At 49.5% G+C, this 16,760-nt stretch carries 13 protein-coding genes; 4 read left to right on the top strand and 9 right to left on the bottom strand.

Annotated elements, in window-relative coordinates; all coding sequences use genetic code 11:
• Positions 1-7 precede the first annotated feature (7 nt).
• Genes ACRQU7_RS16390 through ACRQU7_RS16365 form a run of 6 tightly spaced genes read right to left on the bottom strand, consistent with a single transcriptional unit; the run spans position 8 to position 7,063 of the window.
• Positions 8-1,297 carry an SLC13 family permease gene (locus ACRQU7_RS16390; RefSeq protein ID WP_444641908.1) on the bottom strand — a complete coding sequence of 430 codons (1,290 nt, stop codon included), beginning with the start codon at positions 1,295-1,297 and terminating at the stop codon, positions 8-10.
• A gap of 30 nt (positions 1,298-1,327) precedes the next feature.
• A complete protein-coding gene (locus ACRQU7_RS16385) occupies positions 1,328-2,296 on the bottom strand; it encodes an NAD(P)H-dependent flavin oxidoreductase (protein WP_444641906.1) in 969 nt (322 codons plus the stop codon).
• Between the two features lie 21 nt (positions 2,297-2,317).
• The gene (locus ACRQU7_RS16380; RefSeq protein WP_444641904.1) at positions 2,318-3,784 is read right to left on the bottom strand and encodes an SLC13 family permease; all 1,467 of its coding nucleotides are present in this window, start codon (positions 3,782-3,784) and stop codon (positions 2,318-2,320) included.
• Between the two features lie 59 nt (positions 3,785-3,843).
• Positions 3,844-4,992 (bottom strand): acyl-CoA dehydrogenase family protein, encoded by a 1,149-nt coding sequence (locus ACRQU7_RS16375; protein WP_444641902.1) that lies wholly within the window; start codon positions 4,990-4,992, stop codon positions 3,844-3,846.
• Positions 4,993-5,007: 15 nt separating this feature from the next.
• A complete protein-coding gene (locus ACRQU7_RS16370; protein ID WP_444641900.1) occupies positions 5,008-6,210 on the bottom strand; it encodes a CaiB/BaiF CoA transferase family protein in 1,203 nt (400 codons plus the stop codon).
• Positions 6,211-6,262: 52 nt separating this feature from the next.
• Entirely contained in the window at positions 6,263-7,063 is an 801-nt protein-coding gene (locus tag ACRQU7_RS16365; RefSeq protein ID WP_444641898.1) for an enoyl-CoA hydratase/isomerase family protein, read from the bottom strand.
• A 230-nt stretch (positions 7,064-7,293) separates the two neighbouring features.
• On the opposite strand from ACRQU7_RS16365, the gene ACRQU7_RS16360 reads away from it, so the two are divergent.
• A complete protein-coding gene (locus ACRQU7_RS16360) occupies positions 7,294-8,199 on the top strand; it encodes a LysR family transcriptional regulator (protein ID WP_141826299.1) in 906 nt (301 codons plus the stop codon).
• Positions 8,200-8,590: 391 nt separating this feature from the next.
• Here ACRQU7_RS16360 and ACRQU7_RS16355 read toward each other — a convergent pair whose 3' ends face one another.
• From ACRQU7_RS16355 to ACRQU7_RS16345, 3 genes are all read right to left on the bottom strand, one after another.
• Positions 8,591-9,721 (bottom strand): glycerate kinase family protein, encoded by a 1,131-nt coding sequence (locus ACRQU7_RS16355; RefSeq protein ID WP_444641895.1) that lies wholly within the window; start codon positions 9,719-9,721, stop codon positions 8,591-8,593.
• Between the two features lie 284 nt (positions 9,722-10,005).
• A complete protein-coding gene (locus ACRQU7_RS16350; protein ID WP_444641893.1) occupies positions 10,006-11,361 on the bottom strand; it encodes an enolase C-terminal domain-like protein in 1,356 nt (451 codons plus the stop codon).
• A 163-nt stretch (positions 11,362-11,524) separates the two neighbouring features.
• A complete protein-coding gene (locus ACRQU7_RS16345; RefSeq protein ID WP_444641891.1) occupies positions 11,525-12,748 on the bottom strand; it encodes a mandelate racemase/muconate lactonizing enzyme family protein in 1,224 nt (407 codons plus the stop codon).
• A gap of 486 nt (positions 12,749-13,234) precedes the next feature.
• Here ACRQU7_RS16345 and garR point away from each other — a divergent pair, with 486 nt between their 5' ends.
• The 3 genes from garR (at position 13,235) to ACRQU7_RS16330 (ending at position 16,630) form a co-directional block, all read left to right on the top strand.
• On the top strand, positions 13,235-14,122 hold the full coding sequence (gene garR / locus ACRQU7_RS16340) for a 2-hydroxy-3-oxopropionate reductase (RefSeq protein ID WP_038325795.1): 888 nt from the start codon (positions 13,235-13,237) through the stop codon (positions 14,120-14,122).
• A gap of 68 nt (positions 14,123-14,190) precedes the next feature.
• Positions 14,191-15,105 (top strand): dihydrodipicolinate synthase family protein, encoded by a 915-nt coding sequence (locus ACRQU7_RS16335; RefSeq protein ID WP_141826281.1) that lies wholly within the window; start codon positions 14,191-14,193, stop codon positions 15,103-15,105.
• A 184-nt stretch (positions 15,106-15,289) separates the two neighbouring features.
• Positions 15,290-16,630: a GntP family permease gene (locus tag ACRQU7_RS16330; protein WP_444641889.1), complete on the top strand. Its 1,341-nt coding sequence runs from the start codon at positions 15,290-15,292 to the stop codon at positions 16,628-16,630.
• The last annotated feature ends 130 nt before the right edge of the window (positions 16,631-16,760 follow it).

Below are 16,760 nucleotides of genomic sequence, written 5' to 3'. Positions count from 1 at the left end.
TTCATGTTCATGCGAAATATGGAAAAAACAGCGGCACTGTTAAGATGATGAGTATGCCTATCAAAATAGACAGCAGTATATTTGCCTTGAAATAATCAGCAAACGAATATCCCGCCACCATCGAAATCCCTATTTGCGCGCTTGCGATGGGAGTACACATGGCAAGGCTGCACGCATAGCAGACCGCCAAACCGAACGGCAGCGGACTGAAGCCAAAATGCGAGCATAAGGATAAAACCGGTGTCAGCACAATAATGACTGCCGTGGAACTGCTGATAAAATTACTTACCAGCATAGACAATATTACCGCCGCGATCATCAGTGTTTGCGGTGCGAAGGATTCTCCCAAGACAGAAACAAGGCCACTGGCGATCAGCTTGTCGCAGCCGCTCTGGCTGATTCCGGTCGCTAACCCCAGACAGCCGGACAAACGAATCAGAACGACCCAATCCATATTTTTAATCACCGATTTTTCTGTTGTACAGCGTGTTATAATACACAGCAGTGCGCCGATCACAGAAGCTACTCCGATCGACACGGCTTCCGTAACGAACAGCACGCATATGAAGAGCAGAATGACGAGCATAACATACTGCTTGCCCGGATGGATTCCCGCAGGCAGCTGCTCCTGGCGGGCAGAGAAATCATCCAGTTCTTCGCGATCCGCCTTGTCTTCGTCCGGCCACTTTTTGATACTTGCCGGATACCAGATCAGTTCCACATACAATAGGAAAGCGGCAGTCAGGATCAATCCCACAGGCAAATAATCGAACACACGGTATTCTATATTATAAGTGCCTTTTACCAATGCCTGTACGGCAAGCTGAGGCGTAGACCCCATCAATGTCCAGACACCGCCAAATGTTGAGCTCATCACAATAGGCATGCACAAACGCTTCATGTGCATATTGGGGGATGTTTTGACCATTGTATTGATGATCGCCATAAACATGGCAATCACCATGATATTGGACAGGAAGGAAGCCAACGCGGCTGAAATGACAATGCTTACTGCCAGGAATTTTCGTTCGCTGTTTATTCCGGATTTAATGATCCATTTGCTGACTGTGTTGGCGGCGCCGGTATCAAATAAGGCGTCGCCAACGACCAGCATTCCGGCAACCATCAGCGTTATGTCGCTGGAAAATCCGGAAAAAGCCTGGGCAGGCGTACAAACTCCTGTCACAACCAACAGTGCACATCCCAAAACTGCTGTTGCAGCACTGGGTATCCAATCGGTCAAAAACAAAAGAATGCAACCTGCAAGAATGACCAATGCAATTGTCGCTGGACTCATAGCATAATTGCCTCTTTATCGTTTAATTCATTATTTCAAGATGCTTTGCATACGGCTGAGAATCTTTTCACTGCCGTTTACGATCTCGTCGAATACTTCCTGTACGGTTTTTACGTCATGAATAATTCCGCTGCACTCGCCGATGGGGAACAGACAGCCTTCGACATTGCCGTCTTCATAGCAGGCGCGTTGAATCTTCCCGCTGATAACCGTCAGCAATTCATCGATTCCTGCCCCGCGATTTTCCATTTCCAGGGTCCTGGCGGAGGTCTCGTTCTTACTGACGCGGTTCGCGTTGCGCAAAGATTTCTGAACCAGCATGGTTCCGTTTTCCTCTGTTTCAATCAGGCGCTGTTTGAAATTTTCATGGATCGGGCATTCTTTGGTGGCGACAAAACGCGTGCCCATTACCACTCCTTCCGCACCCAGCGCCAGTGCGGCCATGAAGCCCCTGCTGTCGGCGATGCCGCCGCCGGAAATTACGGGAAGCTTTAATTCCTCGACCGCCTTGGGAATAAGCGCCATAGTGGAAACATCATCCATACCCGGGTGACCGGCGCACTCAAAGCCCACGATCGTAACCGCGTCCACGCCCGCGCGTTCAACGGTCTTCGCGTAGCGCACAGCCGGGACCTTGTGCATGATTTTGATTCCGTGATCATGGCAGGCCTGTACATACTCCGCCGGATTGCGGCCGGACGTCTCGATAATCGGTACCCCGGCCTCAAAAGCAGCGGCAAAATAATTGTCGGTATTGTCTTTATAGTCTTTGTGCGGCAGCATGGAAATGTTCACCGCAAACGGCTTGTCCGTTAGTGTTTTTGTCTTGCGGATCTCTTCTGCAAGGCCTTCTTTATCCTGAAAACGTGTGGCATTTATGATGCCAAGGCCTCCCGCGTTGGAGACTGCCGCCGCAAATTCCGCGGTGGCAAGCCACTGCATCCCTCCCTGAATAATGGGATATTGAATGCCGAACAATTCAGTAATACGAGTATTCATAAAGAAATCAATCCTTTCCATTTAGAAAACCAAACAACCGACGCCGTAGCCGACGGTAACAAGCGCAATAAATGCCGCAATCATGGGAACCCAGCCGTACCTGACCATAAACGAACCCTCCACGTCTCCGCTTCCACAGACAAAGGAGGTCGTAGTCGTGCAGCCCGGAGTCCACATTGCATAGTGAATCGCGCAGATCATGACAACGCCAAGAGCCGGCCCGTTGACCCCGGGGATCAGAAGAGTAAGAGGCGCGGCCACTTTGAAAAGAACCATTGCGATACTGTTTGAAACAAAGTTTGTCGCGAGCAGCGCGATGCCGATGCAGACAACAACAAACAGGGCCGCAGGCATCCCCTGAACGACAGGGCCGAACACACTCTGCATCCATGCGGTAATTCCAAGCTTTTCATCTGCAAAAACAGTACCGAGCAGACGGACGGTGCCAATCATCATACAGCTCTGCCACGCTATCTTTTTAGTCATTGTGTTAAAGTTCATGAGAGGTTTGCCATCGACGGGAACAACACACAGCACACAAACGCACAGAAGAATCGGTATTGCCGAACCCAGACCGCTGCAGAAAGCACCTATTGTATTGTAAAGCAGGGGAATCGGCTGGGTAATATCGCCTGCGACCCAGCAGAGCACGACCGCCGCAAAGCATCCGCCGGCAAACTTTTCGGCTTTGGACATTTTCGTCATGCTGCTTTTCAGCTCATCCATGTCCAAATTGACTAATCTGGAGGCATCCATTTTATAAATCATCTTCATGATGAGTATAAGCAGGACAATCCATACGATACCAATGGAACAGCCGATAATCGCGGACTGTGCAATGCTGATTTTAATACCGAAGGCTTCGGAAACCCACCCCATGCCGGTAATGAAGTTGCCGTGACCAATCGCGGTCATACCGTTGCCCGCAATCGTGATCCATGCAATACAGCAGAACAGGAACTGGGAAAACCGTTCCTTGCGGTCATAGCCGCAGGTATCCAGAATTTCTTTTGCCAAGGCCAAAAACATAACACAGGTCGCGGAAGAGGTCATAAACAGCCCCAACGCGAACATTGCCGTAAAAAACATTGAAATAATCAGGTAAGGCCTGCCCTTGGTAAATTTACGCGTAATGAACCAGACTGCGATACGCCGCGACAATCCGGTCTCGGAAAGGACGGCATTTACCATCATACAGCCCATTAGGAACGAGAACATCCAGTCGCCGAACGAGCCTTTGATGGCCTGTGCAGGCGTCATGTATTTGGTCATACCAAGTAAACAAACCGTAAGTATCGACGTCCAGCCGGTGCCGACGAAAATCCAGAGATAAAGCGCCATAATAAAAATACCGATGATTTCAATGCCATCTGCGGTAATAGGCGCCGGTGCCGGAACCAGAAACTTGAAAATCAGCCAAATCGCTAAAGCGAAAAGAACATGGAACACATTTTTCTGAGAAGATTTTGCGTTAACTGCGTTTGCCATATGATTCACGAACCCTCTCTCACTATATTGTTTTGGGGGGATTTATCAGATATTGCCGCTTAGTCTTTGCAGATATCGCTGTTGATAATAACGCGCTGGATCTGGTTGGTGCCCTCAAAGATCTGGTAAATTTTTGCATCACGGAAGCGCTTCTCAACCGGATACTCTCTGCTGTAGCCATAACCGCCGAGTACCTGGACCGCGTTCGTGCAGACGTTCATCCCTACGTCGGCCGCAAAACACTTTGCTGCCGAGAACAGTTTACGGTCAACGACGCCGGCATCCGCACAGCGGCAGGCATGCCAGACCATTTGTCTTGCCGCTTCCAGCTGCGTGTACATGTCGGCCAGCATAAACCCGACACCCTGAAATTTGCAGATTGGTTTTCCGCCAAACGAAGTGCGTACTTTTGCGTAGTCTACCGCGCATTCGTAGGCATACTGCGCATTGCCGATCGCACCCGCACCCGCCGTGGGCCGTGTCCGGTTCAGGCTGCGGTTCATGATTGCCATCCCTTCGCACTCCGCACCGATCAAATTGGCTTTCGGCACGCGGCAGTCTTCAAAAATGATGTCCGTCGTGGCGGAAGTACGATAGCCCAGTTTATCTTCATGCTTTCCGACAGAAACACCGGCCGATTTCGTTTCTACCAGGAAGCAGGAGATTCCCTTGTTCCCCAGACTGCGGTCTTTGGTCGCGAATACCAGCAGCAAATCGGCGACGCCGCCGTTCGAGATAAAGCATTTACGGCCGTTCATTACATAGCTGTCCCCGTCGTCTACATAAGTAGTACGCATGGACGCCGAATCCGAACCGGAGTCCGGCTCGGTAAGGCAGAACGCCATGACGCCGCCGTTGTTCAGACATTCCGCAACCAGATTTTTATGGTAATCGGTACCCGACAGCAATGCCGGCAGGCTGCCCATAAAGCACCCGGCGATCGCACCGGCAAAACCGGCGTCTCCGCGCGCGATTTCTTCTTTTAGCAGCGAATATGTAAAAATATCCAGTCCCATACCGCCATACTGTTCCGGCAAGGTCATCGTGGTAAGGCCCATATCAAACGCCTTGCGATAAAGCTTGTGCGGAAATTCACCGGCGATATCCAGGTCTTTGACACCCGGAATGATTTCTTTATCGGCAAATTCCCGGACCATCAGCCGCAGCTCCTGCTGTTCATCGGTCAGAAGATTGTAACTAGTTTTCATTTCAGCACCTCTTGTTTATTTTTGTTTTGCCCAACGGCTTTCCATTTCCTCTATTTTTTCTTTTGATAAGCCGATCCCGCTGAGGACTTCATGGTTATATTCGCCCAGCTCACTTGCGCGCCTCATCACCGCGGGCGTTTTGGAATATTTGATCCAAGGACCGCGCGCTTTATAACTGTCCGTATTTTTCATGCTGGGCATCGCTTCAATGTCGACAATTCCGCCGTGTGCAAGCAGCTGCGGGTCTTGCGCGACTTCACGGGTCGAGTTGATTTTACTTGCAACCAGCCCGAATTTCTCAACGGTCTTTACCGCATCGTCGATATTGTCGAAGGTTTTAAGCCAATCTTCAATAGCGGCAGCGATCTGGAGTTTATTTTCAATGCGGCTGTTTCCCGTTTTATATTGCGGATCATCAACCATTTCAGGCTTTTTTAGTACCTCGTTGCATAAAATCTCCCAATGCTTATCAGTGAATGCCGCCAAAACGATGCACTGGCCGTTTTTCCCTTCGAATATGCCGTAAGGCGCCAGACTGATATGATGGCGGCCCTGCCTTTGCGGGTCACGCCCCATCAACGCGTGGTCGATATACAGGTTCATACTTGAAACGCACTCCAGCATGGAAACATCAAGATACTGGCCCTCGCCGGTTTTCAGCTTATGGTACAGCGCCGCGGCAATGGCTGCGAAAGCATCCTTGGAAGACACCATGTCCGCCAGCACAATGCCGATCTTGGTCGGCATGCCGTCCGGTTCCCCGGTCAGGTCCATTATGCCGCTCCTCGCCTGCACAACGATATCAAATCCGGGCCGATATGCGTCCGGTCCATACTGTCCAAATGCGGAAATAGAGCAATAAATTATGCCCGGGGCAAATTCTTTTACCCTGTCATAGCTGATGCCGAACTTTTCCATTACGCCGGGGCGGAAGTTTTCAACAAGAACGTCGGCTGTTTTGATCAGCTCTTTGATGGCCGCAACGCCTTCGGGATCTTTCATATTAATAGTGACCGACTTTTTACCGCGATTGTTCCAGAGATAAGTAAGCGCCTGCCCATCCAAACGCGGATACAAATTTCTTGTTGCTTCGCCGGTTACCGGCGGTTCGATTTTAATTACCTCAGCCCCCAGATCGGCAAGTGTGCTCGTACAAGCCGGACCGGATACGTGCGCAGTAAAATCGATAACACGGACGCCGTCAAAAATTCCTGCCATACTATCTTCTCCTTTTTCTTTCAGCTGTATTTCCTAAATATTGCGGACAATATCAGTCTCCCTTAAACTTTGGCCTGCGCTTTTCAAAAAATGCATAAACAGATTCTTTGTGGTCGTTTGTACGCTCACAGATGGTTTGGAACTCAACTTCCATTTCCGTGCCTTCCTCAAAAGCGTGATATACTGAACGGTTAACCATCTCTTTGATATATCCGTACGCTTTGGTCGGCCCGTTGGCATATTTTTCAATATACTGTGACAATCGCTCCCCGATCTGCTCCTGGGGAACCGCTTCGGTAACAAGTCCCCACGCGGCGGCATCCTGGCCCGAAAATCGCCTGCCCGACATCAAAATATCCTTTGCACGCACCGTTCCCACCGCACGCGTAACCAAATAGGTTGCGCCGGAATCCGGGACGTAGCCGATGTTTACAAATGCGAACACCATCTTGGCATCCTCCGTAACGATTTGAAAATCGCAGGACAGCGCCATGCAGAGACCGGAACCCGCTGCAGCTCCTTCCACAACGGCCACCGTAGGTTTCTTCAGATTCAGCAATTTGAGATTCAGTTCCCCTCCCAGACGGCAGCTTTCCCAGGTACCGTATTCGCCGCGGTCCAGTCGTTCCTTCATCGCGTTCATATCGCCGCCGGCACTGAAGACACCTCCCGCGCCGCGGAGCACAACCATGCGGATCTCATCGTTCTTTTCACAGTAAGCAAGAGCATCCATTAGCTCTAATTTTACCGGATTGCCAATCGGATTTCTGATTTGCGGCTGGTTGAGCGTGACAAACCCTACTGCATTTTTAACATCCAACAGGATGTATTTGTATTCCATACTAGAATTCATTGCTGCCTTTTTTCCTTCCTGCTCTTTTGTAGTTTAAATCATTGAAATATCTCTTGGAAGACGGAAAAATTCAAGAATATTTGTTTAATTTGATCATAACACACTGCCAAATTTGATATTCATTAATCATTTTATAACACATTGTCCATTTTTTATCAATTCAGATTGTGCTATAATCTATTCCATAAATGAATACAAATCCTGTTTTGTACGATTAGGAGAGATGTTTTATGACTTTTGAACAACTGCAATATTTTATTTCTGTAGCAACCTACGAAAGTTTTTCTGAAGCCGCTGCGCATAACAATATTTCCCAGTCTTCCATTTCAAAACATATTGCCTCCATCGAAAAAGAAATAGGCTCTGCTTTATTTGACCGCAGCCGGCGGCGCATTACTTTAACTCCGGTTGGCGTTATCTTTCTGGAATACGCACAGAAATTGGTTTCTATTTACGAAAAATTACAGAATAATATAAAGGTCTGCGCCTATGAGAACGGACAGGTTCTGACCGTAGGCATGCATTGTCTGGCCATGCACTACGACGCATTGCCCGCGATTGTTGAATTCAAGAACCAATATCCGAATCTCAACCTGCGTACAAAACATCTTCCAAACTGGAACATCTGGGATACTCTGGAAAGCCATGAGTGCAATTTTGGCATTTTATATGATGACGGGATCGATTTAAGCAAATATCAGATGCTTACATTAGCGGAAGATCATCTCGTTTTTGTGGTACCGAATTCACACCCGCTGGCTTCCAGAGAAAAGGTATCGATTCTGGAACTTAAAAGCTACCCAATGGCTTTTTCCCGTTCCCGTACACAAATGTTCCGTATCGCGGACAATGCCTGTTACCGATTCGGCTTTGAACCGCAAATTTCCGTTCAGGAATCTTTTCCGGAGCCCCTTCTCTCTCTGCTCAGTATTCAGGGGCTCGGCATGCTTTTTCTCGATCATGCGCTGCGGTACTATAATCTGGAGAATCTGAAAGTGATTCCTCTCGAAGAAGAAATTAAAGTCCCCCTGGTGCTGACCCGGCAGGCGAAAATGCCAATGAACGCGACTGAAAAAATGTTCTATCATTTTATGGAGACCTATTCGGCAATCCATACCGACGATCAACACTTTTAACATCGCTTTAAGTCTGTTCCCTTTTAAAGTGAACTGCCGCCCGTATCCTTAGGTATGGATATCAGCCCCCTGCATTGAATTTTTCAGCAATTAGCTTTTTAGATAAAAACACGAAGGTGTGCCGCAATAAACGGCACACCTTCGTGTTTTTAAATGGATCATCTTCTTGTTATATTGGAATGCATGACTAGCGGTGGTTGGGGCATCTGCCATAATGTTCAGATTGCGGTTGACAGCAAGGAACATATTGTTGTAGCTTTCGATATAACTAGCGAAGCCTGAGATGATAAAGAGCAACTTTTTCACAGGTCAATAGGGCATTGCACACATGTGAACAATCATCGGCAAAGCCGGTGGTGGTTCATTACGGTCAGCATTTCCCACGGTGAAATCAGCAGCATTCCATGAGGCGCAGGATGTTTTCAAAGGTGTCCCGCAGGTCCCTGCGGCTGCGGGTTTTGGCAATGGAAAAAGGAACCGCCACGCGGTTGATGCTGAAAACGGCGGAAACGCCCTGCTCATAGACGCTTTCTATGTCGTCCGCGATGTCTCCCACTACTGCAACAAGGGGAACTCCCGCCTTTTTAGCGCGTCTTGCCACGCCGATTACGACTTTTCCGCGCAAGCTCTGAGCGTCTATTTTTCCTTCGCCGCTGAACACCATGTCCGCATCCTGCAGCAGCTCCTCGAACCTCACGGTGTCGAGCACCGTTTCTATCCCCATTTGAAGACGTGAGCGGAAAAGGGCCGCCATGCCGCCGCCCATGCCGCCTGCCGCGCCCGCGCCGGGAAGATTCGAAACATCGGCATTCAGCTCGCGGCGGATCGTTTCGGCTGCGGCGCGCAGCTGCTCATCCAGAAATACCGTCATCCGGGAATCCGCTCCTTTTTGGGGGGCGAAGACGAAGGCGGCTCCGGTTTCCCCGTACAGCGGATTGTCAATGTCGCACATTGTGATGATTTCCGCTTCCCGAAGTTCGGGCAAAAGACCGGAGCAGTCGATGTGTTGGATTTTGGAAAGGGTTCCCCCGGTAGGGACAAAGGCCGTGCCGGAGCTGTCCAGGAAACGGATTCCCGCCGCGGCGGCGGCTCCGGTGCCGAGGTCGTTTGTGGCGCTTCCTCCAAGACCCATAATGATCCTTTTACATCCGCGTTTCACGGCGTCAACCATCAGAAGGCCCACGCCGTAGGTCGTGGCTTTATCCGGCTCCAGCCGGCCGCCCGCGAGGGGAAGCCCGGCGCAGGCCGCCATTTCGATTACCGCGGTCCGACCGTTGTCTACAAGGCCGTAAAAGCTGGTGATATCCTCCATATAAGGCCCTTTTGAGGGAACCGAAATCTTTTCGCCGCCCATGGCGGCCAGAAAGGCGTCAACGCTGCCTTCGCCGCCGTCGGCGACCGGGATCGCGACGACCTGTGCCGAGGGGGCGTGCTCGTGGATGCATTGTTCCATAACAGAGCAAATTTCCAGGGAGCTGAGCGTTCCCTTAAAGGAATCCGGGACCAGAATCATTTTTTTCATAAGTATTTTCCTTTCACTTGATTACAGGATGCTCCATTGACAAAGGGTTCCAATCTATTCGCCGTTTGTGCCTTCCCAGGAAAGGACGGATTTTTAATGGCGATATACAAGAAGAAAAGCACGCGAATACTTGCTGTGTTTCGGATGCTGTCCGGACAAAGATCATAGGAATAAAAGCAGTGCCGGGTTTCCGGCACTGCTTTTAATTATAAACGGGAAAGCGAACGGGTTTCAACCCTGTCACGGGGAAGCCAGAGTCAACACCCCGCATTTAAAGGAATCGCTTACCTTACCAAAGCAGGCTTTTTGGGATCGAATTTCCAGTTAGGAATCAAATACTGCATCGCTACGGCATCGTTTCGGTCATGGAACTCGATCTTATTGTAAAGCTCATTTGCCGCCATGATTTTCTCCATGTTGGGACGAATCCCAAGGCCGGGCGCTTTTGGAACTTCCAGATATCCGTCCCTGATTTCAGGAGTATTTTCACAGAGGTTCTGTCCGTCCTGCCAGATCCAGTGCGTGTCCAGAGGAGTGGGACTTCCGGGCGCTGCAGCGGCGACATGGGCATAGACGGTCAGGGTGATGTCAAAATGGTTGTTGGAATGAGACCCCCAAGTCAGCCCCCAGTCGTTGAGAATCTGTGCCATTCTCACTGTGCCGTTAATTCCCCAGAAATGCGGGTCCGCCAGCACGATGTCAACGGATTTGAGTGCCGCCGCATGATAAAACTGCCTCCAGTCGGTCGCAATCATATTGGTTGCGACCGGAAGATGAGTCGCATTTTTAAACTCACACATAATTTCACGGCTGCTGTAGCCGTTTTCGGGGCCGCATGGATCTTCGATGTAGGTGAGGACATTCTTCATGTCACTGCACAGTCCGATCGCTTCCCGAAGGCTCCATGCACCGTTGGGATCGATATTGATTCTTGCCTCGGGGAAGTGCTTCTTCAGCGCTCGGATCGTCTCCATTTCCTTTTCCCCGCCCAGAACGCCGCCTTTCAGCTTAAAGTTCCGGAATCCGTATTTTTCCTGCAAAGCCTGAGCCTGTTCCACGACTTTGTCCGAAGTAAGCATCTCTGTCCGCCGCATCCGGTACCAGGGGTCTGTATGGCTGCTCTCATCCAGATAAGGCAGGCCTTCCGCTTTTTCTTTATTGGACACATAGAACAGATAGCCTAATGTTTCAACCCGGTCCCTTTGCTTTCCTTCTCCCAAAAGCTCGCACATTGGCAATCCCAGATATTGTCCCAGCAAATCCAGGAGGGCACATTCGATCGCCCACTCTGATTTCACAACAAATTTCAGCTTGCTGATATCCAGCATCTGGATGCCTTCACCGTCGTCTCCCTCCACCTTTTGGGTACCGGAGGCCGCTTTGTGGATGCTGTCCAGAACGGAACGATAGGTACAGATATCTTTTCCGACAACCAGTGGAATACAGCTTTCCAGAGCGGTACGGGTATACTCTCCTCCATGGATTTCTCCAATTCCGGTGTGCCCCGCGTTATCGGTCAGAATAACCAGATTTCGTGTAAAATAGGGACCATGGGCACCGCTTAAAGTCATCAGCATACTGTCATATCCCGCTACCGGTATCACTTTCATAGAAGTAACAACTGGGTTTCCGGTTTTCATTCACAATCTTCCTTTCATCTAACGAATTCACAGCAATTGTCTCTTGAACACGCAGTTCCGGAAACAGCTGGATTTTTTACCCCGATCACCAAAAACAGAAAAACATCGGCTACGGGCCGAGTTGGGATAAAGCGCCCCAAATCGTCGGAGACCCGCCTTGGCCTTAACAGGTTTCACGGATAACAGCGTCCTGGCGCTGCTTGACTTCCGGAAGCAGGCTTGCTCCGATGCCCGGTGTTTCGGGCAACTGAATCTTTCCGTCCTTTATGACGGGAAGGTCGGTTACGAGGTCTTTGTACCAGGTGGCGAGATTGGCCCGGACAACCTCTTGGAAAAGGCCCGCGGGAGAGTGCATCGAAAGCTGGATGCCGGCCCAGAGGACAATCGGTCCGGAGCAGTCATGAGGGGCAATCGGAATGGCATAGCTTTCAGCTAAAGCCGCGATTTTTCTGCCCTCGGTCAGTCCTCCGCACCATCCCAGATCGAGCATCGCGTAATCAAACGTCCCCTGCGCGAACATTTGCCTGAACGTAACGGCTCCCGCCAGTGTTTCACTTCCGCAAATCGGAACGTTTATTTTGCTCCGCAGGTAGTTGATCGATTGGATATCATCCATTTTGCAAATCGGGTCTTCGGCCCAGAAAATGTTGTATTCTTCCAGGGCCTTGCAGATACGGATCGCGGCCGGAACGCTCCAAAGGCTGTGCAGCTCGCACATGACCTCCATTCGGTCACCCACGGCCTTCCGTATCTTTCTAAACGGTTCCAAACCGGCCTTAAGGTCTTCCAGGGAAATCGTGTTTCCCTGCACCTTGGACGCAAAGGGATCAAAAGGCCAGATTTTCATGACCTTATATCCTTCGGACAGCAGGTCCTCTGCTAATTTTCCCGCATCCCGGTTGAATGCGATTTGATCGTCATATGGCCCTCTCATTTCGTCCTGCGCGCCGATTTTTCTTCGGGATGCCCCGGCGTTGTAGGCACTGCTGCTTGTGTTGAAGGAATACCCCGCACATGTATTATAGACCGGAATGGATTGCCTTGCCGCTCCTCCAAGCGCTTCATAGACGGGAATCCCCAGACGTTTTCCGAACAGATCCCAGAGGGCGATATCGATCGCGCTGGCCGCGCGTACTTCCGCGCCGGAGCTGTGGTATCCAACGTATGGGGTCGTCAGGGTACACGAGATGAACTCGATTTGGCGGGAATCCTTCCCGATCAGCCAAGGCCCAAGCTCGCCGTGAATGACCCCCTCGACTGCAGCCGTTCCCCTGAAAGCTTCTCCCAATCCAACCAGGCCCTCATCGGTTTCTATTTCTATCCAAATGATGTTAGGCATGCCTTGTAAGCGGATGGTTCTGATTTTCTTTATTGTTGATGATGACATACAGATGTACCTCCCAAACTGATCAAACAATTTCCCTTGCGACTCCGATTATTTGCTCAATTATAGATAGTATGAATATCTGATCCAGAGAATTTTTATGCCATTTGTCCAGATCACAAAACGAGTATACATTTCACTGAAGACCATGTCAAGGTTTGTTAGGAACCCAAAACCCTTTCTAATATAATAATAATTACTGATATTTATTCTAAAATACATAATAATAATGTATAAAATTTATATAAAATGCTATACGGGATAAAAGTGAAAGCAAATGAAAACAGATTGCTTTCACGAATGAAAAATGTATTTCACAAATTGAAATTTTAAGTATTTTCTATAAAGTTAAAATTTTATTGTTGGATTCCCTGTCAATGGATTTTAAAAGAGGAATGCTATAAGATACTACTTGTTGAATAATTAACAATTTCAATCGAAAAACGTGAGAATGTTCACGGAAACAACGCTGATAGGAGGTACTTAGAAATGTTTAAAGTTGGATTTATTGGCTTGGGAATCATGGGAAAACCCATGGCCCGGAATGTCCGGAAGGCGGGCTATGAACTGATTGTATTTGACCGCAATCCGGATACGTTGGAAATCTTTCGGGCAGAGGGGGCGCAGGTTGCCGCAACCGGTAAAGAGGTGGCTGAAAAATCGGATGTAATCATTACCATGCTGCCGAATTCGCCGCATGTCGCTTCCGCTCTTTTTGATAAAGACGGGATTGCGGAAGGACTCAGGGCCGGCCAGACGGTAATCGATATGAGTTCCATCAGCCCGGTGGCCAGTAAGGAATTTTATTCAAAGTTAAAGGATTTGAACGTGGATTTTCTGGACGCTCCTGTTTCCGGCGGGGAGCCGGGCGCTATTGAAGGGACCATCGCCGTCATGGTCGGCGGGGAAAAACCGGTATTCGACAAATACCGCGAGCTGCTGATGACCATGGCTTCCAGTGTGACATATGTTGGAACCGCGGGGTGTGGAAATATTACGAAGCTTGCAAACCAGATGATTGTCGCGGTCAATATTTCCATTATGAGCGAGGCTTATGTTTTTGCCAAAAAGGCCGGGGCGGATCCTCAGCTTGTTTTTGAGGCAATCCGTAAGGGCCTTGCGGGAAGCAAGGTGATGGAGCAGAAGTCGCCGAAGATTTTCAGCGACAATTACGATCCCGGTTTCCGGATCGAACTGCACATCAAGGATCTGCAAAATGTGCTGGATACGGCGCATACGGAGAACATCTCCGTTCCTTTCAGCGCAGAAGCGATGGAAATCCTTCAATCGCTGAAGGCGGATGGCCTTGAGAAGAAAGATCATTCTGCAATCGCCAAATATTTTGAGAAGATCAATAACCTGAAAATCATGGGCTGATTTTCTATTCCCTGTCCTCTGAGGGACAGCGGACACTCACTTCAACGCAGGAAGAAAGGATTACGCTTATGGATTTGGAAGACATAAAAGGAATAATCGTCCCTCTTATCACTCCGGTTGACGACAAAGAGGAAATTGACGAATCCAAACTCAGATTTATGGTAAACCGCGTCATTAACGGAGGGGTAAGAGGGATCCTTGTGTTCGGAAGCAATGGGGAATTCTACATGTTTCATGAAAAGGAGCATGAGAGAGGCCTGAAAATTGTTGTGGACGAAAACAGGGGCAGAGTTCCGGTTTATTACGGGATCGGCTCCATCGGTACGGCGCAGGGAGCTCGCGAGGCCAAAATGGCCGTTGCCGCCGGCGCGGATGGGATATCGATTCTGCAAACCATGTTTATTCAGCCGACGGAAGCGGGACTATACAAGCATTTTCGCACGATCGCGGAAGCGGTGCCGGATACGTATGTACTTCTCTACAACAACCCGGGAAGGTGCGGATTCGGCCTGACGGCGGACCTGGTCGAAAAGCTGGCCAGAAATGTAAAGAACATTGTCGGGATCAAAGATTCCAGCGGAAATTTCACCTTGCTCAGCGAGCTGATCCGCCGTACCCGCGACATAAACTTCAAGGTGTTTTCAGGGAAAGACACAATGCTTTTCGGCGGGCTTTGCATGGGCTGCGCGGGGGGCGCCTGTTCGATCGCAAACCTTTTTCCGGAACTTGTGTGCGGTATTTATGACAAATTCATGGCGGGCGATTACATAGGCGCCAGAGAGGATCAGTTCAGGCTGAATCCGGTAAGAATCTGCCAGGATGCCGTAAGCTTTCCTACCGCGACAAAAGATATGGCGAACATGCTGGGGCTCGACGTAGGAAAGCCCATTCTTCCGAGCGAGCCTTCGGAAGGTCCGGCGTGGGAAGAAATGAAGCGCAGAATAGAGGAAGCGGGTCTTTTTGAATACTATTCAAAAAAATAGCGCCCTTGTCCGGGTCCGCTGCCAAGCAGCTGTTTTATTTTCCAAATCAGCATGTTTTGTCCCGGCTTTTACTATCATTAAGGTTACAGAGAAATTTTATTTGAAATATGGAAATTGGGGTGAGAAAGAACATAACGGCTTCTTATGCGAAATTTGAAATAATGTATTGAGAAGGAGAAATTTTATGGATATGGGTGTTTTGAGCCTGTTGGGGATTTTGCTGGCTATGGCGCTTTTTATCGTCGGTGTCTACAAGGGTTTCCCGATCATGATCATCGGCCCGGTCAGTGCGGTCGTCGTACTCCTGTTTTCCGGGCTGCCGATCATCGAGAACATGGGGGAAGCCTATGCGAAAGACTTCGGTGGTTTTGCAACGGACAATTTTTTGCTGTTCTTACCCGCGTGCGTTTTGGGCGCCATGCTGGGTGACTGCGGTGCTGCGGAGGACATCGCGGTGAAAATCTCAAGTCTGACCGAAAAGATGAGTGGAAAAACGGGAAAGTACTGGGTGCTGATGGGATTGTCCCTGATCACCGCGATTCTTTCCTTCGGCGGCGTCAGCGGATTTGTTGTAATCTTTACCATCGCGCCGATCTGCTACTCGATATTTAAAAAGCTGGATATCCCCTGGCATTTTGTCATTGCAGTGGCTGTGTACGGAGGTTCCATGTGGACGGCAATTCTTCCGGGCTCTCCGGCAATACAGAACCTGATTCCTATAAAATACCTGGGTACCGACCCGAAGGCAGCCCCGGTGATCGGCATCCTTTCAGCAGTGACCTGCATCGTTTTCGGCGCTTGGTATATCTGGTTCCAGCTTGGCAGAAACGAGAAGAGAGGCGAAGGTTTTGAGGTCACCGGGGAGCTGATGGATAAAGAGGCGGGGTCCTTAAACAACGCCATTCTTGAAAAAAACTGCTCGAATCTCCAGTTTCTCAAGGCATTGGCGCCTTCCCTTGTTTTGCTGATTGCAATGAATGTGTTTAATATTACGCCCTTTGTATCTTTGACATTGGGCTGCGTCGTATGCTTCGCGCTGTATTACAGCAAATTTAAGCACATTGGCAAAACGCTGACAAACGGCTGTACCTCCACAATGAAATCGATTATGAATGTGTCTGCGGTCGTCGGCTTCGGAGCGATTGTCGAGCTTACTCCGGGATTTAAATACGTAGTTGAAAATCTGGATAAAATGCCCGGATCTCCGCTGTTCCAGTTGTGCCTGGCTACCAACATTGTGGCAGGGGTAACGGCCTCCGCTTCCGGAGGCGAGGGCATCGCGCTGAATGCGTTTGCAAATAAGTTCCTCCAGATGGGGGTCCCTGCGGATCAGCTACATAGAATTGTGAATATTTCCTGCTACGGACTCGATTCCATGCCGTATAACGGCTCGGTCATCAATCGCCTGAACTACACAAGACTGACGGTTAAAAACGGCTATTACCATGAGTTCATTCTGGGCGCCGTGTTCCCGTTCCTGAATTCGTTCTTCGCCGTGGCTTTGGCTTCCATGGGCCTTCACTAATCAAAGAAATTAAAAAAATCCCGGAAAATGAGACGAAAGGCTGCATTTGACGGGATTTTTTTAGAAAAATTTTGCGGTTAGTATAATTGCCTTACATCATAAAGCACAAGGAAAAATATCTGATCCGACT

This window comes from Caproiciproducens puteiluti, from assembly GCF_052442865.1.
Classification (GTDB): domain Bacteria; phylum Bacillota; class Clostridia; order Oscillospirales; family Acutalibacteraceae; genus Caproiciproducens.
The sequence above is the reverse complement of the archived record's forward strand: the minus strand, read 5'-3'. Positions and strand labels throughout refer to the sequence as shown.